Origin of the sequence: Novosphingobium sp. (genome assembly GCF_036820275.1) — a bacterium.
Taxonomy (GTDB): domain Bacteria; phylum Pseudomonadota; class Alphaproteobacteria; order Sphingomonadales; family Sphingomonadaceae; genus Novosphingobium.
Genome location: NZ_DAISLT010000011.1, coordinates 43888 through 63399, shown reverse-complemented (window position 1 = coordinate 63399; position 19512 = coordinate 43888). Strand labels below are relative to the sequence as shown.

Sequence of the window (19512 nt, the reverse complement as noted above, 5' to 3'; positions counted from 1 at the left end):
CGATCAGGCCTGACGGCCAGCCATGAAATCGGTGAGGCGATCAGCGGCGCTGCGGAGGCGGCGCCCCATCGCCAGGATCTGGCTGCCGTTGAAAGAACCGGCAATGCCGCTCAGCACTAGCACAAAGGCGATCTGCTTGCGGGCGTCGAAGACCGGCGCGGCCAGTGATGCGAGAGGATAGTCCTCCCCCTCTTCCAGGGTCGTGGCCACTCGAATGCCCGATACTGCGTCCGGCTCGTCGAACAGCCAACCGATCGACCCGCGCTTTGCGTCGGCGGTGTGCAGGATGATCTGAAACCCGAGGTCACGGCTGAGTCGGATGCCGGCATGCAATTCGGCACGATACTCATCCGATACGCCGGGCAACGTGGCATCGATGAAAGCGTCCGCGTCTTCCTGCGGCGACCAGCTCACCCAATTCGTACCCGCCGGCGGTTTCAGCGGCAGATGGGTTCCGCGCGGCACGGACCAGCCGAGGTTCGAGCGCGAGGCAGCCCGCTCCCGCACGACGATCTCATTCCCCTCCCGAAACACGGCAGCGCAGACGGCATCGTACTCGTCTGCAAGCAAACGCATTTCCGGCAGGGCTATCCGCACGGGGGACAGATACTCGTCCGCCACACGCCCGATCGCCACAAGCGCAGGCCCCAGCACGTAGCTCTTGTCGGTTGTCCGATAGAGGTAGTTCGCTTCGACAAGGCTCGTCAGCAGGGCGTGGCAGGTGGCACGGCTGAGCTTCAATCCCCGGACGAAATCGGTGAGCGTGAAAGCTTCACCCGGATGTTCGGCCATGAAGTTGAGAATGGCCACCACGCGCGCCACGCTGGGAGATGTACGAGTCATACAGCCTGTTCAGTATTTCGAATTCTCCGGATTTAGGGGGCGCAACTGTCATGGGTCAAGAGGCAGGCAGGCGTCGGGTCGATAAATGCCGATCCACATTTCGACATTATATTCGCTATTGCGACACATGATTCTAACTGATAGTCACAGCAAGACCTTCAAACGATAGAATCAGAAATGTTGAAGGCCCCAAGCGATAGGGAGAGCGCTTTGGCGAAATATCTCATGCTTGCCCTCAATGGGCCGACCGGCGGCGAAGGCGACGAGGAGCGTTGCAACCGCTGGTATGAAGATGTGCATATGCCGGATTTCCGGAAGATCGACGCGGTGACGAGCGCACGGCGCTATCATGTCGTCCGGGGCAACCTGCCCGGCATGGAGGCGTGGCCCTACATCACCGCCTATGAGATCGAGACCGACGATCTGGCCGCCGTCTCGAAGCGATTGGCGACCGAGGTCGGCCCGGCCGATCCCAGCATGGATCGCGACCGCTCCGCCCATATCTGGGCCATACAGATCAGCGGCGACGACTGAACACGTCGAGGGTGCGTCGAGCAGGACGGCCCGCGCCCTAAAGTGGAAGTGCAAAAGAGCCGGAACACCGGCGGCCCTGCCGGGCCTTTCATCGGATGGAGAGGGTATGACCATGACAAAGGCGTCCGCGTTGCGGGCTTGCGTCTCTGCGACCGCGTTAATCGGGTGGACTCCCGCCTTGGCTCAGGAAACGGGTGACATCATCGTCACCGCCCGGCGCGTCGAGGAGCGCCTGCAGGACGTGCCGATCTCCATGACGGTTTTCGACCAGCATCAACTCGACGACCGCAATGTGAACAGCGGGAACGACCTTGCCCTCTACACCCCGTCCCTCAGCGCCAACAGCCGCTTCGGCACGGACAACGCCAGCTTCGCCATCAGGGGCTTTTCCCAGGAATCGCGCACCACGGCCTCCGTCGGCATCTACTTTGCAGACGTCGTCGCGCCGCGCGGCGGCACCGCTTCGATCGGTAGCGGTGACGGAGCAGGCCCCGGCTCCTTCTTCGATCTTCAGAATGTCCAGGTTCTCAAAGGGCCGCAGGGAACCCTGTTCGGCCGCAATACGACCGGCGGCGCGGTCCTTCTGGTTCCCCGCAAGCCCAGCGACCTGTTCGAGGGATATGTCGAAGGATCAATCGGCAACTACGACTTGCGCCGGCTCCAGGCCGTGGTCAACACACCGCTCGGCGACCAGGCGAGGCTGCGCATCGGCGTCGACCGCCAGATTCGTGACGGCTTCCTGAAGAACATCTCGGGCATCGGCCCGGGCGACTTCGGTGATCTCGATTATTGGGCCCTGCGCGCAAGTCTGGTCGTGGATCTGACGCCGAGCATCGAGAACTACACGATCGCGTCCTACCTACACTCCCGCACGAATGGCCAGATCCCCCAGGTCACCGTTTGCAACAGCGCAGTATTCCCGCAGGGCGCTCCGATCTGCGACCAGATCGCGCGGCGGCAGGGTCAAGACAAGTTCGCAGTCCAGTCAGCGATTGACGATCCGCTCAGCCTGATGAGACAATGGCAGGCCATCAACACCACGACCTGGCAACTGAACGATCAGATCACCATCAAGAATATCGCCAGTTACTCGCAGTTCTACAACCGGATTCGTTCCGATTTCTTCGGAGTCGACGCAATCGTTCCGGCCTCCCAGACCAACCCGCGTACCGGCGCCGTCGTGGCAGGCGGTGCGCTGACCGGCGCCCACGGCGCGTTCAACACGTCCTTTACCCCGCCGAACGGTTCGCTCGCAGACCAGGAGAACTTCACGGAGGAACTCCAGGTCCAGGGACGAGCGATGGAAGGCAAGCTCGACTGGCAAGTCGGTGCCTACATGGAACGCAGCGATCCTCTGGGAGACAATACCGTCTATGCCGCCACACGATTGATCTGCGAGGACCGTTTTGCATTCCAGTGCACGAATTTCCCCGGCGGAACGGGATCGCTGACCATCCAGAAGTTCCGGGCCTCCTTCCACAACCACGCGCTTTACGGTCAGGCGTCCTACCGGCTGAGCGATCAGTGGAACGTGACCGGCGGTTTGCGCTACACCTGGGACACCTCGCGCGCGCAGGCGATCAATGCCCAGTATCTCTTCCCGGCGGGCGCAGCCCCGACCGGTCGCTGCGCCAATCCCACCTTGCGCCCCCCGGGCAATCCGCCAATCACCAGTATCACCCAATGCCTCGACCGCCCCGTCCAGAAGAGCAACGCCCCGACATGGTTGCTGGGCCTCGACTATACGCCTTCCGATAACATCCTCATTTATGGCAAGTACGCGCGCGGCTATCGCCAGGGAAGCGTCAACCCGCTCGCGGCCGGCGGCTTCACGACCTATGAGCCCGAGAAGGTCGATGCTTACGAAATCGGCATGAAAGCAAGCTGGCACGGTGCCGCGCCCGGCAATCTGAACATCGCGGGGTTCTACAACGACTTGTCGAACCAGCAGATCGCATTGGGCTTAACGTCGTCACCCGCGCGCGGCTCTGCGCCCCCTAACAATGCAATAGTCAACATAGGCCAATCTCGCCTGCAGGGCGTGGAAGTGGAAGCCGGAATTGGCCCCATCGCAGGGCTCCGCCTGGACGCAAGCTATGCCTATATCGACGCCAAGCTGCGCTCGACGGTCACGCCGACATTCCCGCCGGAGAGCCCCTACGACGGCTTCATTCCAATCAATCCCGGCCAGCCGGCGCCCTACACCCCCAAGAACAAGCTTTCGCTGACCGGAACCTACACTCTCCCCGTGCCCGAGCGCTTCGGGACGATGTCCGTGGCGGCCACATACAGCTATGTCGACGAGCAGGTCATATTCAGCACGAACTACGGAACACTGCCATCCTATGATCTGCTCAATCTCAATCTGAACTGGCGGCAGGTTGCCGGCAGTCCTGTAGATCTGTCGCTTTTTGCGACCAACATTACGAATGAACGCTACGCCGTTGCGGTCAACGACATGGAAACGAGCGGTGGTTTCGTGTCGCTCCAGTACGGCCAGCCTCGGATGTACGGGCTTCGCCTTCGCGTGGCATTCGGGTCCTGAACCGGGCGTCACGCGCCAGGCTGCACTCCCCGAAGCATTTCAGAATGAACAAATTGCTTGCCAGCTCGTATCTTCCGGCAACCAATCGCGGAACCGATCTGACCGGGTCAATGCGAATATTACCCGCATCGACCCGGCCTTTCCAAAGCTCAGTCTTTGCTTTCCTCTGTCGTTTCGAACGACTGAAGCGATGTGTCCTCACGCTTCTTTCCGAGTCCGAGCAAGCGCGCGATCTTCTGGCGGAGAACAGCGAAAGCTGCGATCACCGCGACGATCAGCGGCTTCAGGAACTTGAGCAGGATGGCCAGTAGGCCCAGCTTCTTGGCTGCGGCCACGCCCACGCCAGCCGCGATCAGCCCGCCGATGCCATATTCGGCCTTCTTGTCGGACGAGGCGTCGAAATCCTCGTAGCGCGAACCTGCGTCGAACGAGGCATGTTCGGCAAAGGCCTTCGCCGCGCCGCGTACTTCGCCAAGCTTGTCCATCGACGAGATGAGGTTGAGGCTGAGCACGCCCTTGCGGCCCAGCGTTCGCACATCATAGTTTAGCGAGTGGACAGATTGCTGCGCGATGTCGAGATCCTGCGCCCAGACCACCGAATGGGTGCCCGCGTCGTATTTGGGCTGTTCCGCCCAGCCTGCCAGATGCATGGCGGGATAGCCTTCGGACTTGCGCTGCTCGTTACGCTCGCCCTCGCCTTCCTGCATCTGGTTCAAGATTTCGGCATAGTCCACATCCGCCGCGTCCTCGTCGGACACGAAACCGCTGGGGTCGTACGATACGACTGCCCCCCAGGAATCACTGAACGGCGAAGCGCCGGCGGGCATCACGATCCCCAGCACACCATCGGCGGATCGCGCCGGATTCCCCCATATGTCGACGAGAATCCGACGGGCATCCGCCGGGCCGTAGAAGTCATAGGCGGAGCCAAGATCGAGCGTGGCATTGGCCTCGGCGACCCGGATTTTCCCCTGCTGCGGATGCAACGCCTTCAACGCTGCCGCAACCGCAGGCGGCACTTCCGTCGTCCGATCCTGCGCCACCGCAAGCGAGCCGGTAACGAAAAGGCCCGCGAGAGCCGCGGCCATCATCAATTTTCGCATTTTGAAATCCCACGTTTACACAATGACATAAAAGCCATCGACAACGAGCGTCAACGCCGAATGAGACTGGGTGGGCGCCGCTGCGCCCTCTACCGCGTTACCAGAGAAGCGCTTGTCGCATCAGGAAACCGAATTGGCCTAATTCGTCATGGTGAGGCATCCGCTGGAAGGTCAGCTTTTGGATCGGCCAGATAGGCGGCGGGATCAGCCGCGCGGAGGCCAGGGCCTGTCGGCACGGCGGATCCGCGCGATCAGGCGGCGGCGCGCCTGTTCCTCTGGCACGGAGGTCAGATGCAGTTCCTGGGAGATGCCGCGCGCGGGCGTGGTCCCGTTACTGTCCGCCTGCCAAGGATCGGCGCCCGCTTCGATCATTGCTTCGGCAACCTGCATCGAATCCATGTCCACGGCGGTCTGCAACATCGAAACGCCGCTGCTGTCCCGCCATTGGGCATCCGCACCGTGCCGCAGCAGCACGCGGGCCGCTTCGACATTGCCGTGCCGCGCGGCGGTGAGCAGCGGGACGATTGCCGCATCCGCAGCCACCGGATCGGCCCGTGCCCCGGCGCGCAGCAGGCGTTCGGCCAGCGCCAGATGGTCAAGCTCGATCGCAAGGTCCAGCGCCCTGCCCGCAATCGCGCCGTCCGGGGAAAGCCCGGCATCGAGCAGCACCTCCACCATCGCCGCATCGCCCCGACTGACCGCGAAAGTCAGCAAGTCGCCGAACTGACCGTCAGGCGCAAAATCGGGATAGGCGACCGGCGGGACATGGGTGTCGCGCAGGGCCGGATCGGCGGCAAGGATGCGCCGCACTTGCGATACGTCACCTTCGAACACGGCGTCGGCCAGCGCCTGTCCGGCGCCGCCATGATTCACCGAGCGACGGACCTTTGCGGGATCGGGTAACATGACGTGCGATTGTCCTTCGTGACCATCCGGGTGCTGTGAGCAGGCTCCTGCCAGCACCGCCATGACGAACAGCGCAAGATCCTGCAATCGCGCCATTCCTCAGTTCGGCAAGCTGCTCAGCACCCAGTCGATACCATGGCGCGAAACCGGATTGAAGCTGCCGATGAAACCCGTCCCCTCCGGCGCGACCGCGTCGATGACATGACGGTTTCCATAAGCCTCGGGCAAGTCGAGGAACGGGCTTATCAGCCGGTCCCCGCCGTCCTGTATCAACGACAGGATCTCGCCCTGGACCTGCCAGCTGTCCACCTGCGCCTCAGTCGGTGACGCGGCAGCGGCATGGATCGCGCGGGCATCGGCGATCGTGTCGTCGTGCAGGCCCGCCGCGTTGAAGGTGTCCGCCGGTCGGCCCGACGCGATCGCCGCCGCCGATGCCAGTCCTCCGCCCAGCGAATGGCCGGTGAAACGCACCTGCTCCGCCGCGTCGGACCGGGCGATGCGCTCACCGATCGCCAGCGCGGCGCGATAGTGGGCGGAATCGAAGCCCAGCCCCTGCTGCGCGTTGTTCACCCAGTCCGCCGCGCTCTGCGATCCGCGAAAAGCGATGGTGTATTCGGTCGAAGCGCCCTCGCCTGTCGCGTAGACGCGGGCGCGGAACTCTCCCTGCCCCAGCAGCGCGGGCGACAGGCCAAGCACTTGCAGGTCCGCCGCATCGGCCACGCGGTAGCCTTCGGGCGGCTGCGCAACATCGTTGTAGACGTCCTGTGCCAACAGCGCCTGCCCGCGCAAGTCGCCGCTCGATGCGGCAGTGCCCGGATCGTTCGCGGCAATCAGCGTCAGCGGCTGGGCACGCAATGGATCGGCGCGCAGCAGCTCGAAAGGGGTGACGCCCCCCGCGCCGGTGCCGCGACCCGCAATGGCGTTGGCGGAGTTGGCGGCGGCCATGGCCGTGTTCTGGTCGATCCGCATCGGCTTATCCCTTCACCCTGTCGAGCAGCGCCCGGTTGCGCAGGATCACCACCGGGATGACCGGCGCTTCCTGCGGATCAACGACCAACGCGCCGAAGAACGCCTTGCCCGAGGAGAATGCATAAAGTTGCGCGCCATCCGGAGCCAAGCCCTCCACGGGTTCGGCGGTCCAGCCCGGCGGCATCCCCTTGCGCAGTTCTTCGCCGAGACGCGCGCGGCTATCGGGCGCGATGGTCATGATGCGGGGCTGCAATGCGCCCCAGCGCGGCTCCAGCCGTACCGCGACATCGCGCGATGCGCGCACCACGCGATGGTTGAGCGCGCTGCCGATCGGCGGATCGTCGTGTGACAGGAGGATCGCGGGAAGCTGCGGCTGCGCCCCCGCACCGCCATCGACGCCGACCACGGGCAGCTTCTCGTCGCAGCCCGCAAGCGCGCCCAGCATGAGGAGACTGGCCATCGCGGCGCGCATCAGGGCTTAGCGAACTGGCTGGTGAAGGACAGCGCGTCCTCGAAGTCGCTCGTCACCGCAGAGCCGACGCCGGTTTCCTTCGTAGCGGGATCGACCGGGAGCGCGGCGTGGGCAAGCGTCGTCGCGGCGTCGGCATGGGGGTTGGTGATCGCCGCGTTGACGCCGAACTGCACCCACTCCTTGGCGACGCTGGCCGCCGTGCCCACCGCCGCCGCCGCCGGTCCGCCAACCTTGGCCTTGTCCACGACGGTCAGGACCGACTTGAGCACGGCGGTCGTCATCGCCTGCTGCTTCGCCACGTCGACATCGATCGCCTTCACGCCGGCGGCCACCCCGCCCACGAAGTAGCCGAGCGAGGCGGCGTTGGGCAGCCGCGACTGGCCGTCACTGTTGGGAACGATTTCGGTGCGGGCGAGCCGCTCGACCGGGTTCTCGTTCATGTCGTTGCCCATCTGAAGCCGCGCCATCTGCTCGCCAAGGTCCGCCTCGCGGCCCTGGTTCAGCATTTCCTTGGCATAAGCCGCAAAATCGCTGCCGTCACGCGTCGCGGCGTTGAAGGTGAGTTCGCGCATGACGCCGGTGGTGTCGCTGTCGACGATCTTGGCCAGCCCGTTCGTCATCTGGCCGAGCGTGTCGTCCTTGCCCACCACCGTGAGGCCGCCGATCACCCCGTTCGTATCCCGCACCGAGCGCAGGGTGCCGACCCCAGCGTCGAAGATCTGCGCCTTGAGATCGGCATCGGACATGGTCGCCGCCGCGCCCATGATCGCCTCGAACTGGTTGGCGTTCCACGTCATCGACGTGGAGCCGCCCGGATAGGTCGCCATCGTCGTCATCTGCCCGTCGACGGACGAGCTGAGCACGTCGGACAAGTGGCTGCCCACGCGGTTGAAGCCTTCTTCGGCGTTGGCGCCGCGCAGGCTGCCGAGAACTTCACCGGCAGCACTGGCCTCGGCGTCGGCGAACGTGGTGCTGCTATAGCCGAAGCCGTAGTCGGACTGATGCCCGGCCTCGATGCCCGAAGTGATGGCGGACAGGTAATCCAGCTTCGCCTGCGGCCCGGCATGAGTCGCGATCGCCGAGCCGAGTTCGGTGACCGGGGTGAAGCCGCCCGAACGATCGTCGGTCCGGACGAAGGCGTCGCTCAGCGCGCCCAGGCTGTCGCCGTCGAGCTTGCCTGCCATGTCGGCGAAGAACGCCTGCCGCTCGTCCCCGCTCAGCCCGCCGAGGCCGAGGATGGAGCCGTCCATGATCTCCGCCGCGACGCGGTCCAGCGTGCCGTCGGCCGCCAGCGCGTCCACCACCTTGTCGGCATCGGCGGCTGGAAGCGCGCTGATCTCGCGCACCACGTCCTTGATGTCGGCATTGGTGATGGGGTTGAGGAAGCCCGTCTCCATCCGGTTGTGGATGGTCTGGGTGGCGTTCTGGACGGGATCGGTCATGACGGCCTCTCTCTGCACTGCTTCACGATTGCCCCGGACGATGGCCCAGGCAAGCCGCAATGCCACTGCGCGATCCGATTAGCGGACTAGTCTTTTCGATTAGGCGCAGGCGGTGGAAGCCGTCCTCAGCGCACCAGACGGCGCTTGAGGATGACCTCTACCGTCTGCGCCGCGTTTTCAAAACGCTCCACCTCCTCGCCGGAGATCCTGTCGCGCAGGACCGCTCCGAACCCGCGCGACAATCTCCTCCGCGGCAGGCTCAGTCGTCGTATTCGACGTCGAACTTGAACTTTCCGTCAGGGAACAGAGAGAAGGTGCAGCGGTTCCACGGCGAATGGCCGGGCTTTTGCATCTGCTTTTGCAGTTCGAACAACGCGCTGGATATCGTGAAGGCGTGCATTCCCCGGATGCGCGGACGCTCCACCGCGCCGTCCGCCTTCCGGCATTCCAACTGCACGGTAGCGACGTCGCCATCCTCCAGCGCACCGCTCAGCCGTGCGCTGGCAAAACCGGGCGGACAATGCTGGATGATCTCGGTGGCAAGGGTCTGGTACGAAGGCGTCAGGTCCACGATCATCCCCCGGGACGGTTCATAAAGGTCTTGGTTTCCGGAACACCGTCAATGACATAGTCGACGACGAAGGCATCCGGGCGACCGCTGGCGCCATTGTAGATGACGTCGATGTTCACGTCCACCGTCTTGCCGCTTCCCAGCGCATCGGCGAACGTGTTCTCCAGCGTCTTCCACGCGCCCATGTTGAAGTTGCCGTCCATGGGGACGAGGTTCACCCGGTCGCCCGGACCGTTGAAGATCGAGGCGATCAGGTGGCCGCCCTGGTCGTCCGGCAGACGATCGTCGCGGCCGGAAACGCGCTGCTGATAGCCGTTGCGATCCGCCGTATTGAGGTTGAGCGAGCCTTCCACGGTGGTCACGCGGCCTGCATCGTCGGTCTTGTAGGTATAGCCGTTGACCAGATAATCGGTGTCCGGCTTGAGGTTGCGGGCGTTGAGCTCGGGGGACCAGTTGCCGGTGGTGCCCCCGTCCGCGACCACCTGATCGCGCTTGACCACTGCCGCCGCCGCATCGTCCACCACGGACGCGGGCGGCGCGGAAGGAGAGAAGAACTCATCCAGCTGGCGCTTCATGCTTTCCAGCGAAGCCTTGGCATCGGCAGGGAGAGCATCGAGCGCGGACTGCGGGATCTTGTCCACCGCATCGGCGATGGTGCGCAGCCCCGGCTCCAGTGTCTCACGCAGGGCGGGGTTGTGGGCGATGGCACTGACGCTGTCTGCCACCGTCTGCGCCCACTTGCCGATCTTGCCTGCCTTGGCCAGATCGCCGAGGCCGGGCAGGATCCCGGCGGTGGAAAGCCCGGCGTTGAGCAGGTGCCCACCCGCATCGCCCCACTCGCCCGAGAACGCGGAGCCGATCGAGCGGCCCACGGAAATCAGCGCATTGCTGCCATCAGCAAAGGGCGTCGGCTCGAAGATGCCGACGATATCAAGCCCCATCTGCGTGAGGTCGAGGCCGAGCTGCACCGGGTCAGGCCCCTGCGAAGTGGGCGGCGCGCTATTGTCGTTGGCCGCGATGTCCAGCGCGGCGGCCAGTTCACCGCGCTGAACCGGCGTCATCATGCCTTCCAGTTCGGCGAGGGCGAGCGCGGCTCCTTGCGGATCCTGCTGCTGCCGGGCTGTCACGTCCTGCGCAAGGGCCGCCATGTCCAGATTGCCGAGCCCGCCGTGCTGCCCGGCGAGCGTCGCCGCCTCGGTGCCGGAGCGGGAGGTGATCGAACCGGCACCAGTGTTTTCCGCTACAGAAGTCATTGCGAACCTCGCCGTACTGGAAGGGTCCGGGGCCGTATCGGAGGGGGCGCCCCGGACAGGAAGTGGCTTAAGCCTCGGCCGCGAACATGTTCGCAAACGGACGGGCGGCGGGGCTGAACCCATCGCTGACGGTCTCGATCATGCTGTCGACGACGCCGAAGAACAGGAAAGTCGAGAACACATGGCTCAGTTCGCCGAAGCTGGGCATCATGCTACCCGGACCATAGATCTCGCCGGGGCGCGTCAGGTTGAGGTCGGCCTGGGTCGCGACTTCGCCAGTCAGTTCCGAGCGCCAGCCCGAACCGGTCGCGTTCTCGTTCAGCACGAAGCCGTCGCGCGTCATGTAATCCAGCGCACGACCGTTGTTCGACATCGTGACGGACAGATCGCCCTTCGTCAGTTCGCTGACACCGTCGACGACGATCGCCTGATCGCCCTTGGTGATGGTCAGCGTCTCGGCATAATAGACGTTCGGATTGTTCGCCGCCGCCTCGGTGTTGATGGTGATCTTGGTGCCGTTTTCGAGCGTGAAGGTCGTCGTACCCCAGAAGTCGTAGACGTGCTGACCATCGACATCGACGTGCGGATCGCCCCAGATGCGGGTGGTTTCGCCGGTGTTGGCGTTGGTGATGACGACTTCGGACGCGTTCTCGTTGATGTCGAGGGTGTAGCCGTCACCCAGGTCGATCGCCGCCCGGTCCTGGCCCTGCATCTGCGCGTTCCACTGTTGCGCGGGCTGAAATGCGCCCTGCGCCCAGGTGCCGGCGGTCACGTTGACGAAGCTGGGCAGCGCGGGCGTCGCCCAGGGGCCGGAGGGAAGGCGCGCGGAATACATGCCGACGATCCCGGCGCCGAGCATCATGGTCATGCCTTCCACCGCACGGCTGAGCGCACCAGCGGCATTGAGCTGGGCATTGGCATTCGCGGAAGAGTTCGCACTGAAGAGAATGTCGGTCATCCCATCGGTCCTTTCGGCAAGTTAGCGGGCCTCGGCGAGCAGGTTCGCGAGGGTGTGAATGCGGTCGGAAACATGGGTGGGCGTTGCAGGCCCTTCGTCGGGGCCGAGCGCGCAGAGCGCGGTGTCCAGCCGGTCCAGCGTGCGTCCGTCAGCCAGCGCGGCGACATCGACGGCGACTGCGGTGGCGAGTTCGCCCAGCGCCCGTTCGAGACCGACCACGTCCAGCGGGCTTGCCCCGATGGCCTGACCGATCGCTTCGGCAAGCGCCTCGATCCCGTAAGCCGCCGGGGAGGAGGTCAAAGGTGAGGAGGTCAACGGGGGGGCGCCCCGTCCGGTGACTACCGGGCCGGACAGGGGGGCGAGCAGGTATCCGCCCACCTCGCTCGCGACGCCCAGCGCCAGCGAGCGCGCACCCGCCGCCGCCACCGCGCCGACCGTGGGCGAAACGCCCGACAGCGACGACAGCGTACCCGATGCGGATGAGAGGGGATTGATGGTCATTCCGGTGGTCCGTTGCTCCGTGTGTCGGGAGCATAAGACCACAGGAAGACCGGGAGATCGTTGCGCGATCCGACTATGCGCCTTAGTCGGATCGACTAGGCGCGAGGCATCATGGACGCAGGCCGCGTTCGCTCAGTTGCAGGGAGCGCAGATCAAAGCCGAAGGTGTTGCTCGCGCCTTCCGCGACGGCGCCCTGCACCGCGCCCATCAGGTCGGGCCGCTTCTTGGCGACTTCGACGTATTGCGAAACGAGAATGGCCTGGACGATCATCGCTTCCGCCAGTTCCTGCTTCTGCGCATCGGTGGCCGAGCGGAATTCGGGAGCGGCGACAATGGCGGAGGCCATCTGGTCGCGCACCGCGCTCATATGTGCGGGCTCCGGATCGTCCGCGCTGCCGCGCGTCGCCAGCCACGCCGACGTAAGGTAGACGGCCGCAGCATCGGCGACGTTGCTTGTGGAAAGGCCGTAAGGCTGCATCCATTGCTGCGCCAGCCCCATGACGTCGGTGGAGCGGAACAGCTCCGCAAGCTTGGCCGCACCGTCCGGATCGGCGGCGCGCGACTTCTCGACGAAGCGCGCGAAGTTGGCCTTGCGCACCGATGCCGAGGGTCGATAGACCAGCGCCGTCTCATCGACGGGGGCCGACGACGCAGTGCCTCTCGCGACATCGGCGCTGAAAGCGCTCGCCAGCCCCGCCGTGAGCGAGCGCGAGCCGCCGCGTCCGGGCAGCGGGTCGCCCTCCCCCTGTCGGATCGCCCTCTCGCGGCTCTGTTCGATGACGGGGTCCATCGCCGCAGTCCCGGTCATCACGCCCATGTCGAAGACGCCGCCGATATCCAGCGCACTGGCCGAATAGGGAAGTGCAACGGCACACGACAGCGCCGCCAAGGCGACGCGCGATGAATGTCGCATCCTCAGTAGCCGCCCTGCTCGCACAGCGCCAGCAACCGCGCCAGTCGCGCCTTCTCCGACGGCTTGGGGGTGATGGTCCGTGCATGGGCGCAAGTGGCGCGTGAGTTGGCCGCGCTGGCCGTGCCCTGACGCTGCGCCGGAGCGCGCTTCCTGGTGCAACGGTTGCCCGAGCACTGGTTGTTGACCACGGGATTCATCGTCCCGCTCACCATGTTCGGATTGAAGGTGGACGGCATCTGCGCCGCCGCGGGAGTAGCACCTGCCAGAGCAAGTTCTGCACAAGTCAGACCGGCCCATGCCAGCAGAGTTCTGCGGATCATCTTGGCTCTCCTTCTCGTCATCTTGAAGTCACAAAAGATTCGGAACGAATTCAATGCCGTCATCAGAGTTTTACATGCGATTCCGGAAGCTTTGAAAAAGTTCTCGGCAACCGGAGCCATCGCCGGGACAAAGTGAAACCGGAGCGCGGGATTTCCGCGCTCCGGTCCGTGTTCGCCATGGGAATGACGTTGCCAGACAGTAGTACCCGGCGATCAGCCCTTGCGTGCCAGCGTGGTGTTCGCTTCGCCGATCGACTTGATGGTGTTGCTCAGTGCGTTCGACAGCATGTTCACTTCCTGGCCAAGGCCCTGAAGTTCGCCGGTCAGCTGGCCGAGCTTCGACTGGTTGCCCTCGTCGATGGTGCCCAGCTGGCCGATCTCGTCGGTGCGGTCGGCCATGTCGGTCATCTTCTGGTCGAGCAGCTTGCCGAGGGCGACCGCGATCTTCATGAGCAGGCTGCCCTTGCCGCTGGTCGAACCGCCGCCGATCTCGTCGCTCTCTTCGCGGACGCGGTCGTTCATCGAGGAGATCAGGTTGTCGATGGCGTCGCGGCCCTGTGACTGGGCGGCGCCGATTTCAGCCGGGCTGGAGCCGAACTGCGCGCCGACGCCGGCGATGGCTTCGTCGAGGTTGGCGTAGACGTTCTGGAAGTCACCCATCGAACCGGCGAAGCTCGCCTGCGCCATGTCGATCATCGGCTGCGGCAGGCCCAGCTGCTGGCCGAACTGCTGGATGAACTGCTGGCCGAACGACGACATCAGCGTCTTGGCGGCAAGCGCGGCCCAACCGGTCGGCCCCATCGCCAACATGGCGAGGCTGGAGGGATTGGCGATGCTGGAAAAGATGCTTCCGATAGACATTTGACGTCTCCTCTGTCGACGCGCCCGGACACGTTGAAAGCGGGCGGGCCAAGTTCGCTTTGGGGTTTGCTCCTGGGATCTCGTGGCCGACGTTTCCGTCCGGCTGAGAGGACTAGACCACAGCTTGCCGCCGCTCTCCCTCCCCGATCCGACTAGTCGCCTAGTCGTTTCGCTTAGGTCGTAAACTCATAAATGGCAGCATCGAGGTTTGAGGCAAAATGGCTCAGCGCAAGGAGGCAGGGCGAAGGAATATGTCGATATTTCAAGACCTGCCGACGCGGCGCTGGGCCATTTTGGTCAAATCCCTTCAGGACGCCCGGATGACGGGCGCCTCGATGCTGCCATTTATGAGTTTACGACCTAATTCACGGGGTAGAACAGCAGTCCCGCAAAGGCGTTCAACTGCCGCACGCCGTCGAGTTCGAGCTTGTTGCACATGTTGTTGAGGTGTACGCGCACGGTGTTCTCGCTGATCGCCAGCAACGTGGCGATGTCGGCGTTGGCGCGGCCCCAGCCCAGGAAGCGCAGCACCGCGATCTCGGTCTTGGTGAGCGCGGCCATCCCCTCGGCATGGCGCTGCGGGATGCGGGCGGCGGGAATGCGGAATTCGCCGAGCGTATGGTCTTCGCCCGCTTTTTCGTCAGCCTTGCGCAGAAGGCGCATCAGTTCGCGCAGGCGGGCTTCCTCGTCGATGTCGACCTGTGGCACGGGGTGCATATCGTTCATCGCGCCATGCCTGCGATGACATGCTCGACAAGACCCGCGCGGGTGCCGAGATCACTGATGACGGCCTGCGCGAAAACCGGCAGCAGCATGATGAGCAGCAGCGTGGCCGCCCAGTTCTTGATCGACAGCGACAACGAAAAGACGTTCAGTTGCTGCGCGAAACGGTTGAGCAGGCCAAGGCTGGCGTCGATCACGTAGAGGAACACCAGCACCGGCGCGGCGAACAGCGTCAGCAGCGCCACCAGCCTGCCGAACTCGTTCTCGAACACGACGAGTTCGGCGGCGTTCAGGGTCGGCCAGTCGGCGGTCATCGGCCAGAGCGCGAAGCTGCCCATCACTGTGCTCACCAGCAGCAGGATGCCGCCCGCGCTGGCGAAGACCACGTTCGCCAGACGGCCCAGCAGCGCGCCGTTGAGCGACGTGGAATTGCCGCCCAGCGGCTCGGTCAGCTGGCCGATGGTAGCGCCGATCTTGGCGTCGATCACTTCGCCCGCCGCCTCCATAGCCCACAGGATCGTGCCGAAGAAGAAGCCGATGACAAGGCCGGTCGCGGCTTCCTTGAACAGCAGCCGCACCCAGGCGAAGGCGCCCAGCGCCGCCGGGTCGATCGCGGGCTGCATCGAATAGGCCGCCCACCCCAGCGTGACGATCACGCTGTTGCGCACCATCGGCGGGATCGCCTCATGCCCGAAGATCGGTACCAGCACGAAAGCGAAGCCGAACCGCGCGGACGACAGCCCGACAAGCAGCAGCTGGCTCAGCCATGTTCCCTGATCCGCGTCCATCTCAGGCCCGCACCATGCCAGGGAACTGCGTGAAGATCTGGTGCGCGAACTGGTAGAGCGTGCTGCCCAGCAGGGAGGCGGTGATGAACAGCGTCAGCACGATCGCGAAGAACTTCAGCGTATATTGCAGCGTCTGTGCCTGAAGCTGCGTGGCCGCCTGAAGTATCGACACCACCAGCCCCGTCACCGAGGCCGCAATGATCGGCGGGGCGGACAGCAGCAGCACCAGCCAGAGCGCCTCGGTGGTGATGCCGACGATATCGTGCGCCATCTGCCGCCCTCCTAAAGGTAGCTCAGCACGAGCCCGTGGCTGAGGTTCACCCAGCCGTCGACCAGCACGAAAAGCAGCAGCTTGAAGGGCAGCGATATCGTCACGGGGGACAGCATCATCATGCCCATCGCCAGCAGGATGTTCGATATGACGAGGTCGATCACCAGAAACGGCAGGAAGATCAGGAAGCCGATCTGGAACGCCATGGTCAGTTCCTTCACCACGAAGGCGGGGATGATGACCACGAAGTCGCTGGCGGCGGCAGGGACAGTGCCTGCCTTCCTGGCGACGCGCGCCTGGGTGCGCTGGAAGAACGAGCGCTCGCCCGGATCGCTGTGTTCGAGCAGGAACGTGCGCAGCGGCTCCTTGGCCTTGTCCGCCGCGGCGAATAGGGTGGCGTTGCCGCCCGCATCGACGGGCGCGACGGCGGCGCTGTCGGGCTTGGCGGCGGCCGCCTGCATGTTCTGGATCGTCGGGTACATCACATAGACCGACAGGATCAGCGCCAGTCCGTTGAGCACGATGTTCGGCGGCACCTGCTGCAGGCCTAGCGCATTGCGTACGAGGCTGAGGACGACGACGATCTTGGTGAAACTCGTCACCATGACCGCGAAGAACGGCGCCAACGCGATGAGGACGACGGTGACGAGGGCGGAACTGGGGGTGAAGCTGGAAAGATCCATCGGCTCACTCCGCCCCGCCGATCAGCACGCCGTAGCCCGGCCCCACGGACACCAGCGTGCCCCGCGCGATCTGGCGCGAGCCGACGAGCAGGCGCACCGGGATCGGCCCCTCCCCTGCCTCCAGCGGCAGCACCGCTCCCTGGCTCAATGCCTGAAGGCGGCCGAGCGGTATGTCCATGCGCTCCAGTTCGACGTGGAGCTGGACGGTGAAGCTGCCGGTCGCATTGGAGGGGGCGGCTTCGGGCCTGGCTTCGGGAATGCCTTGGGGCATGCCTTCGGGTTCGGCTGCGATGGTGTCGGTCATCGGGCGGGCTCCTGCTGGGCAGTCACGGGATGGAAGCGGCGCAAGGCGGGGTCGAAATGCCCCTGAACACGGGCGCGGCCCGGCACGTCGAGCGTGGCGGACAGCGGCCCGGAACCGAGCAGGACGAGATCGCCGGGGCCAAGGTCGGCGGCGTCGATCGGGGCGACACGGGGGCCTGCGAGCGCCAGCGTGACCGGCAGCGGCACGTGATGCAGCAGGACCGGTGCAAAAGGCGCGGGCACGGGTCTCAGCGCAAGGTCGCGTGGCAAGGCCAGGTAGAGAACCAGCCCCGGCGGCGCGGACACGCGCACGATCCAGTCTGCTCCATCCGGCGCGTCATCGCCGAGTGCCTCAGGCTCAAGCTCGATGCCAAGCGCCGTTTCCACCGCGCGCAAGGCGGGCTCCGCCGCATCTAGCGCTTCTCCCGCGCGGCCGGTGTCCGACGCCGCGAGACGCAGCGGCGTCCCATCGAGCAGGTCGAGCGCGAAGGCCGTCCCGCCCCGGCAACCGAACCACGCCAGCCCGGCGGGCGGCCCAGCCACGATGGCCGCGCCCATGACGCCGTCCTTCAGGACGCAGCCGTTGAGCGCCGCCAGCAGTTCAGTCCGCGTCTCCGCCTCCAGCGGAGCGATCTGCGGCAATCCCGTCATTTCCACGATCCGGCCTCTCGGTTTTCAACGGGCCGATTGTCGAATGATACCGGCCCCTCCTGCCCCTCGGGCCAGCGTGCAAGGAGGCTGATGCCGCCCGGCGTCACGCCCACCAGCATGACTTCGCCCTGCGCCTCGATCAGCACCACGCGCTCGCTTTGCCCCACCGGCATCGCGCGCAGGAAGCGGATCGGCTGCCCCGCGCTCTCGACGCCCTGCTGGAAGCGGTCCTGCCAGCGGCGCAGCAGCCTGATCGCCGCCCAGGCAAGGCCGAGCACCACGACCAGCGCCAGCACTACGGCCAGCAGGCTGGAAAAAACGGCTCCGAAACTCATGCAATATCCTCCCGCTCAAGCGGCGCCTGCCCGGCACGCGCGCGGCGCGCCCACAGGATGATTTCGGCGATGGCGTCGAAGTGATCGGGCGGCACCAGTTCGTTGACGCCCGCAGTCGCGAAGATGGTACGCGCCAGCGGCACGTTCCGCACGATCGGCACGCCTTCCTCTTCCGCCCTGCGACGCATCGCGGCGGCGAGCGGCCCCTCCCCCTTCGCAGTGATGACCGGGACCGGGCAGGCATCGGGATCGTAGTCGAGCGCGATCGCAAGGTGTGTCGGGTTGGTAAGCAGGACATTGGCCGCCCCCGCCGCGCCGACCGCGTTCTGGTTGGCCCATTCCTCGTGCATCTGGCGACGCTGTCCCTTCAGGTGCGGGTCGCCTTCGTTGTCCTTGTGCTCCTGCTTGATGTCGCGGCGGCTCATCATCATCTTCTTGATGTAGCGGTGATGCGCCCACACCCGGTCCGCCAGGCCGACGACCAGGAACACCGCCATCGTCCCCATGATGAGCTGGATCGTCAGTGAGCGCGTCATGTCGAGCGCCTCCGCCGCGACCACCGGCCCCATGCCGCCCAGCGGCCGCCAGCTGGCCGCATTCAGGATTTCCGCATAGCGATCCTGCGCGCCCAGCATCACCATGGCCCCCACGGTGAGGATCAGCGCGGCCTTGATCAGCGTCTTGCCCAGCTCGAACAGGCTGTCGAGGCTGAACATCTTCTTGAACCCTTCCATCGGGTTCAGCTTGTCGAGCGTAGGCTTCAGCTTCTCGGTGGTGACAAGCACGCCGACCTGAAGGAACTCGCCCGCAAGGCCGACCACCGCGGCAGGCACCAGCGTGAAGCCGGCCGCCAGCAGGGTCAGCCACGCCGCCTCCGCACCCAGCGCGCCGAGCGAGGGAAGAAACTCCCCGCGCGCCGCCTGCGTCACCGTATCACGCGTCAGCGTCGCCAGCCGGCCGCCGACATAGCCGGTCGCGCCGAGGGCGAGCACCAGCCAGGCGACCATGCCGATCCCGGTTCCGAAATCCTTGGACTTGGCGACATCGCCCTTCCTGCGCGCATCGCGCAGACGCTTGGGCGTCGGCTTCTCAGTCTTGTCACCACCGTCGTTCTTCTCGGCCATTCCAGGCTCCAGCAACGGCAATTCTGCCAGGAGGATGAAATGACGATGACTTGGATATGGTCCCGAAGTTCCACCTAAGGACAAGTCCCAGGAACAACTTCGAGCAAGAGCGGGCGACTCCGACCAGAGCCCTTATATAGCCCTATGATTATCTTCAAAGTCAATCGAGTCGGAAATTTTTACAGACATTGTCAGAGTGTTACTTAGGAACAATTCAGACCGTTTCGTCAAATCACCGTCACAGAGCAGTGCGCGAACGGCAAGAAACCAGACGCGTTTCAGCATTCATCCAGACGAGTGCACGGTTCGTCGCAAAGCGGGTTTTCAATTCACCGCATCCCAAGACAGGAAGCGCTCCGACTACAGAGCGCCAGTTCCGGCGCGTGCGCAATAACAGACGATGACGGAATAGGTTGGGCGAACCGACTTCACCAGCTGACTAG

At 64.8% G+C, this 19512-nt stretch carries 23 protein-coding genes; 2 read left to right on the top strand and 21 right to left on the bottom strand.

Features of this window, described 5'->3' with window-relative positions; translation table 11 throughout:
• Positions 1 to 3: 3 nt before the first annotated feature.
• On the bottom strand, positions 4 to 843 hold the full coding sequence (locus V7066_RS11005; RefSeq protein ID WP_334183086.1) for an IclR family transcriptional regulator: 840 nt from the start codon (positions 841 to 843) through the stop codon (positions 4 to 6).
• Between the two features lie 210 nt (positions 844 to 1053).
• On the opposite strand from V7066_RS11005, the gene V7066_RS11000 reads away from it, so the two are divergent.
• Complete coding sequence (locus V7066_RS11000; protein ID WP_334183085.1) at positions 1054 to 1377, top strand: hypothetical protein; 324 nt, start codon at positions 1054 to 1056, stop codon at positions 1375 to 1377.
• Between the two features lie 178 nt (positions 1378 to 1555).
• Positions 1556 to 3922, top strand: coding sequence for a TonB-dependent receptor (locus V7066_RS10995; protein ID WP_334183084.1), 2367 nt, complete (start codon positions 1556 to 1558; stop codon positions 3920 to 3922).
• A gap of 149 nt (positions 3923 to 4071) precedes the next feature.
• On the opposite strand, the gene V7066_RS10990 is transcribed toward V7066_RS10995, so the two are convergent.
• From V7066_RS10990 to V7066_RS10895, 20 genes are all read right to left on the bottom strand, one after another.
• Positions 4072 to 5025, bottom strand: coding sequence for a DUF2167 domain-containing protein (locus V7066_RS10990; protein WP_334183083.1), 954 nt, complete (start codon positions 5023 to 5025; stop codon positions 4072 to 4074).
• 204 nt (positions 5026 to 5229) lie between these two features.
• A complete protein-coding gene (locus V7066_RS10985; RefSeq protein WP_334183082.1) occupies positions 5230 to 6018 on the bottom strand; it encodes an ankyrin repeat domain-containing protein in 789 nt (262 codons plus the stop codon).
• A 12-nt stretch (positions 6019 to 6030) separates the two neighbouring features.
• On the bottom strand, positions 6031 to 6900 hold the full coding sequence (locus tag V7066_RS10980; protein WP_334183081.1) for a hypothetical protein: 870 nt from the start codon (positions 6898 to 6900) through the stop codon (positions 6031 to 6033).
• 4 nt (positions 6901 to 6904) lie between these two features.
• Positions 6905 to 7360, bottom strand: coding sequence for a hypothetical protein (locus V7066_RS10975; protein ID WP_334183080.1), 456 nt, complete (start codon positions 7358 to 7360; stop codon positions 6905 to 6907).
• A gap of 11 nt (positions 7361 to 7371) precedes the next feature.
• Positions 7372 to 8814, bottom strand: coding sequence for a hypothetical protein (locus V7066_RS10970; protein ID WP_334183079.1), 1443 nt, complete (start codon positions 8812 to 8814; stop codon positions 7372 to 7374).
• A 259-nt stretch (positions 8815 to 9073) separates the two neighbouring features.
• Positions 9074 to 9385 (bottom strand): hypothetical protein, encoded by a 312-nt coding sequence (locus tag V7066_RS10965; RefSeq protein WP_334183078.1) that lies wholly within the window; start codon positions 9383 to 9385, stop codon positions 9074 to 9076.
• Between the two features lie 2 nt (positions 9386 to 9387).
• On the bottom strand, positions 9388 to 10638 hold the full coding sequence (locus V7066_RS10960; protein ID WP_334183077.1) for a DNA/RNA non-specific endonuclease: 1251 nt from the start codon (positions 10636 to 10638) through the stop codon (positions 9388 to 9390).
• 67 nt (positions 10639 to 10705) lie between these two features.
• Entirely contained in the window at positions 10706 to 11596 is an 891-nt protein-coding gene (locus V7066_RS10955) for a DUF1521 domain-containing protein (protein ID WP_334183076.1), read from the bottom strand.
• Positions 11597 to 11617: 21 nt separating this feature from the next.
• Complete coding sequence (locus V7066_RS10950; protein WP_334183075.1) at positions 11618 to 12097, bottom strand: hypothetical protein; 480 nt, start codon at positions 12095 to 12097, stop codon at positions 11618 to 11620.
• Between the two features lie 109 nt (positions 12098 to 12206).
• A complete protein-coding gene (locus V7066_RS10945) occupies positions 12207 to 13010 on the bottom strand; it encodes a DUF6683 family protein (protein WP_334183074.1) in 804 nt (267 codons plus the stop codon).
• 2 nt (positions 13011 to 13012) lie between these two features.
• Positions 13013 to 13330 (bottom strand): hypothetical protein, encoded by a 318-nt coding sequence (locus V7066_RS10940; protein ID WP_334183073.1) that lies wholly within the window; start codon positions 13328 to 13330, stop codon positions 13013 to 13015.
• A gap of 213 nt (positions 13331 to 13543) precedes the next feature.
• Positions 13544 to 14191, bottom strand: coding sequence for a hypothetical protein (locus V7066_RS10935; protein ID WP_334183072.1), 648 nt, complete (start codon positions 14189 to 14191; stop codon positions 13544 to 13546).
• 360 nt (positions 14192 to 14551) lie between these two features.
• Positions 14552 to 14917 (bottom strand): helix-turn-helix domain-containing protein, encoded by a 366-nt coding sequence (locus tag V7066_RS10930; RefSeq protein WP_334183071.1) that lies wholly within the window; start codon positions 14915 to 14917, stop codon positions 14552 to 14554.
• On the bottom strand, positions 14914 to 15702 hold the full coding sequence (gene sctT, locus V7066_RS10925; RefSeq protein ID WP_334183070.1) for a type III secretion system export apparatus subunit SctT: 789 nt from the start codon (positions 15700 to 15702) through the stop codon (positions 14914 to 14916). Before sctT ends, V7066_RS10930 begins: the two co-directional genes overlap by 4 nt.
• 1 nt (position 15703) lies before the next feature.
• Positions 15704 to 15973, bottom strand: coding sequence for a type III secretion system export apparatus subunit SctS (gene sctS, locus V7066_RS10920; RefSeq protein WP_334183069.1), 270 nt, complete (start codon positions 15971 to 15973; stop codon positions 15704 to 15706).
• Positions 15974 to 15984: 11 nt separating this feature from the next.
• The gene (sctR, locus tag V7066_RS10915) at positions 15985 to 16656 is read right to left on the bottom strand and encodes a type III secretion system export apparatus subunit SctR (protein ID WP_334183068.1); all 672 of its coding nucleotides are present in this window, start codon (positions 16654 to 16656) and stop codon (positions 15985 to 15987) included.
• A gap of 4 nt (positions 16657 to 16660) precedes the next feature.
• On the bottom strand, positions 16661 to 16960 hold the full coding sequence (locus tag V7066_RS10910) for a FliM/FliN family flagellar motor C-terminal domain-containing protein (protein WP_334183067.1): 300 nt from the start codon (positions 16958 to 16960) through the stop codon (positions 16661 to 16663).
• Positions 16957 to 17610 (bottom strand): hypothetical protein, encoded by a 654-nt coding sequence (locus tag V7066_RS10905; protein ID WP_334183066.1) that lies wholly within the window; start codon positions 17608 to 17610, stop codon positions 16957 to 16959. The genes V7066_RS10910 and V7066_RS10905 overlap by 4 nt, the downstream gene beginning before the upstream one ends.
• Positions 17607 to 17945: a flagellar biosynthetic protein FliO gene (fliO, locus tag V7066_RS10900; RefSeq protein WP_334183065.1), complete on the bottom strand. Its 339-nt coding sequence runs from the start codon at positions 17943 to 17945 to the stop codon at positions 17607 to 17609. The genes V7066_RS10905 and fliO overlap by 4 nt, the downstream gene beginning before the upstream one ends.
• On the bottom strand, positions 17942 to 19069 hold the full coding sequence (locus V7066_RS10895; protein ID WP_334183064.1) for an EscU/YscU/HrcU family type III secretion system export apparatus switch protein: 1128 nt from the start codon (positions 19067 to 19069) through the stop codon (positions 17942 to 17944). The genes fliO and V7066_RS10895 overlap by 4 nt, the downstream gene beginning before the upstream one ends.
• Positions 19070 to 19512: the final 443 nt, after the last annotated feature.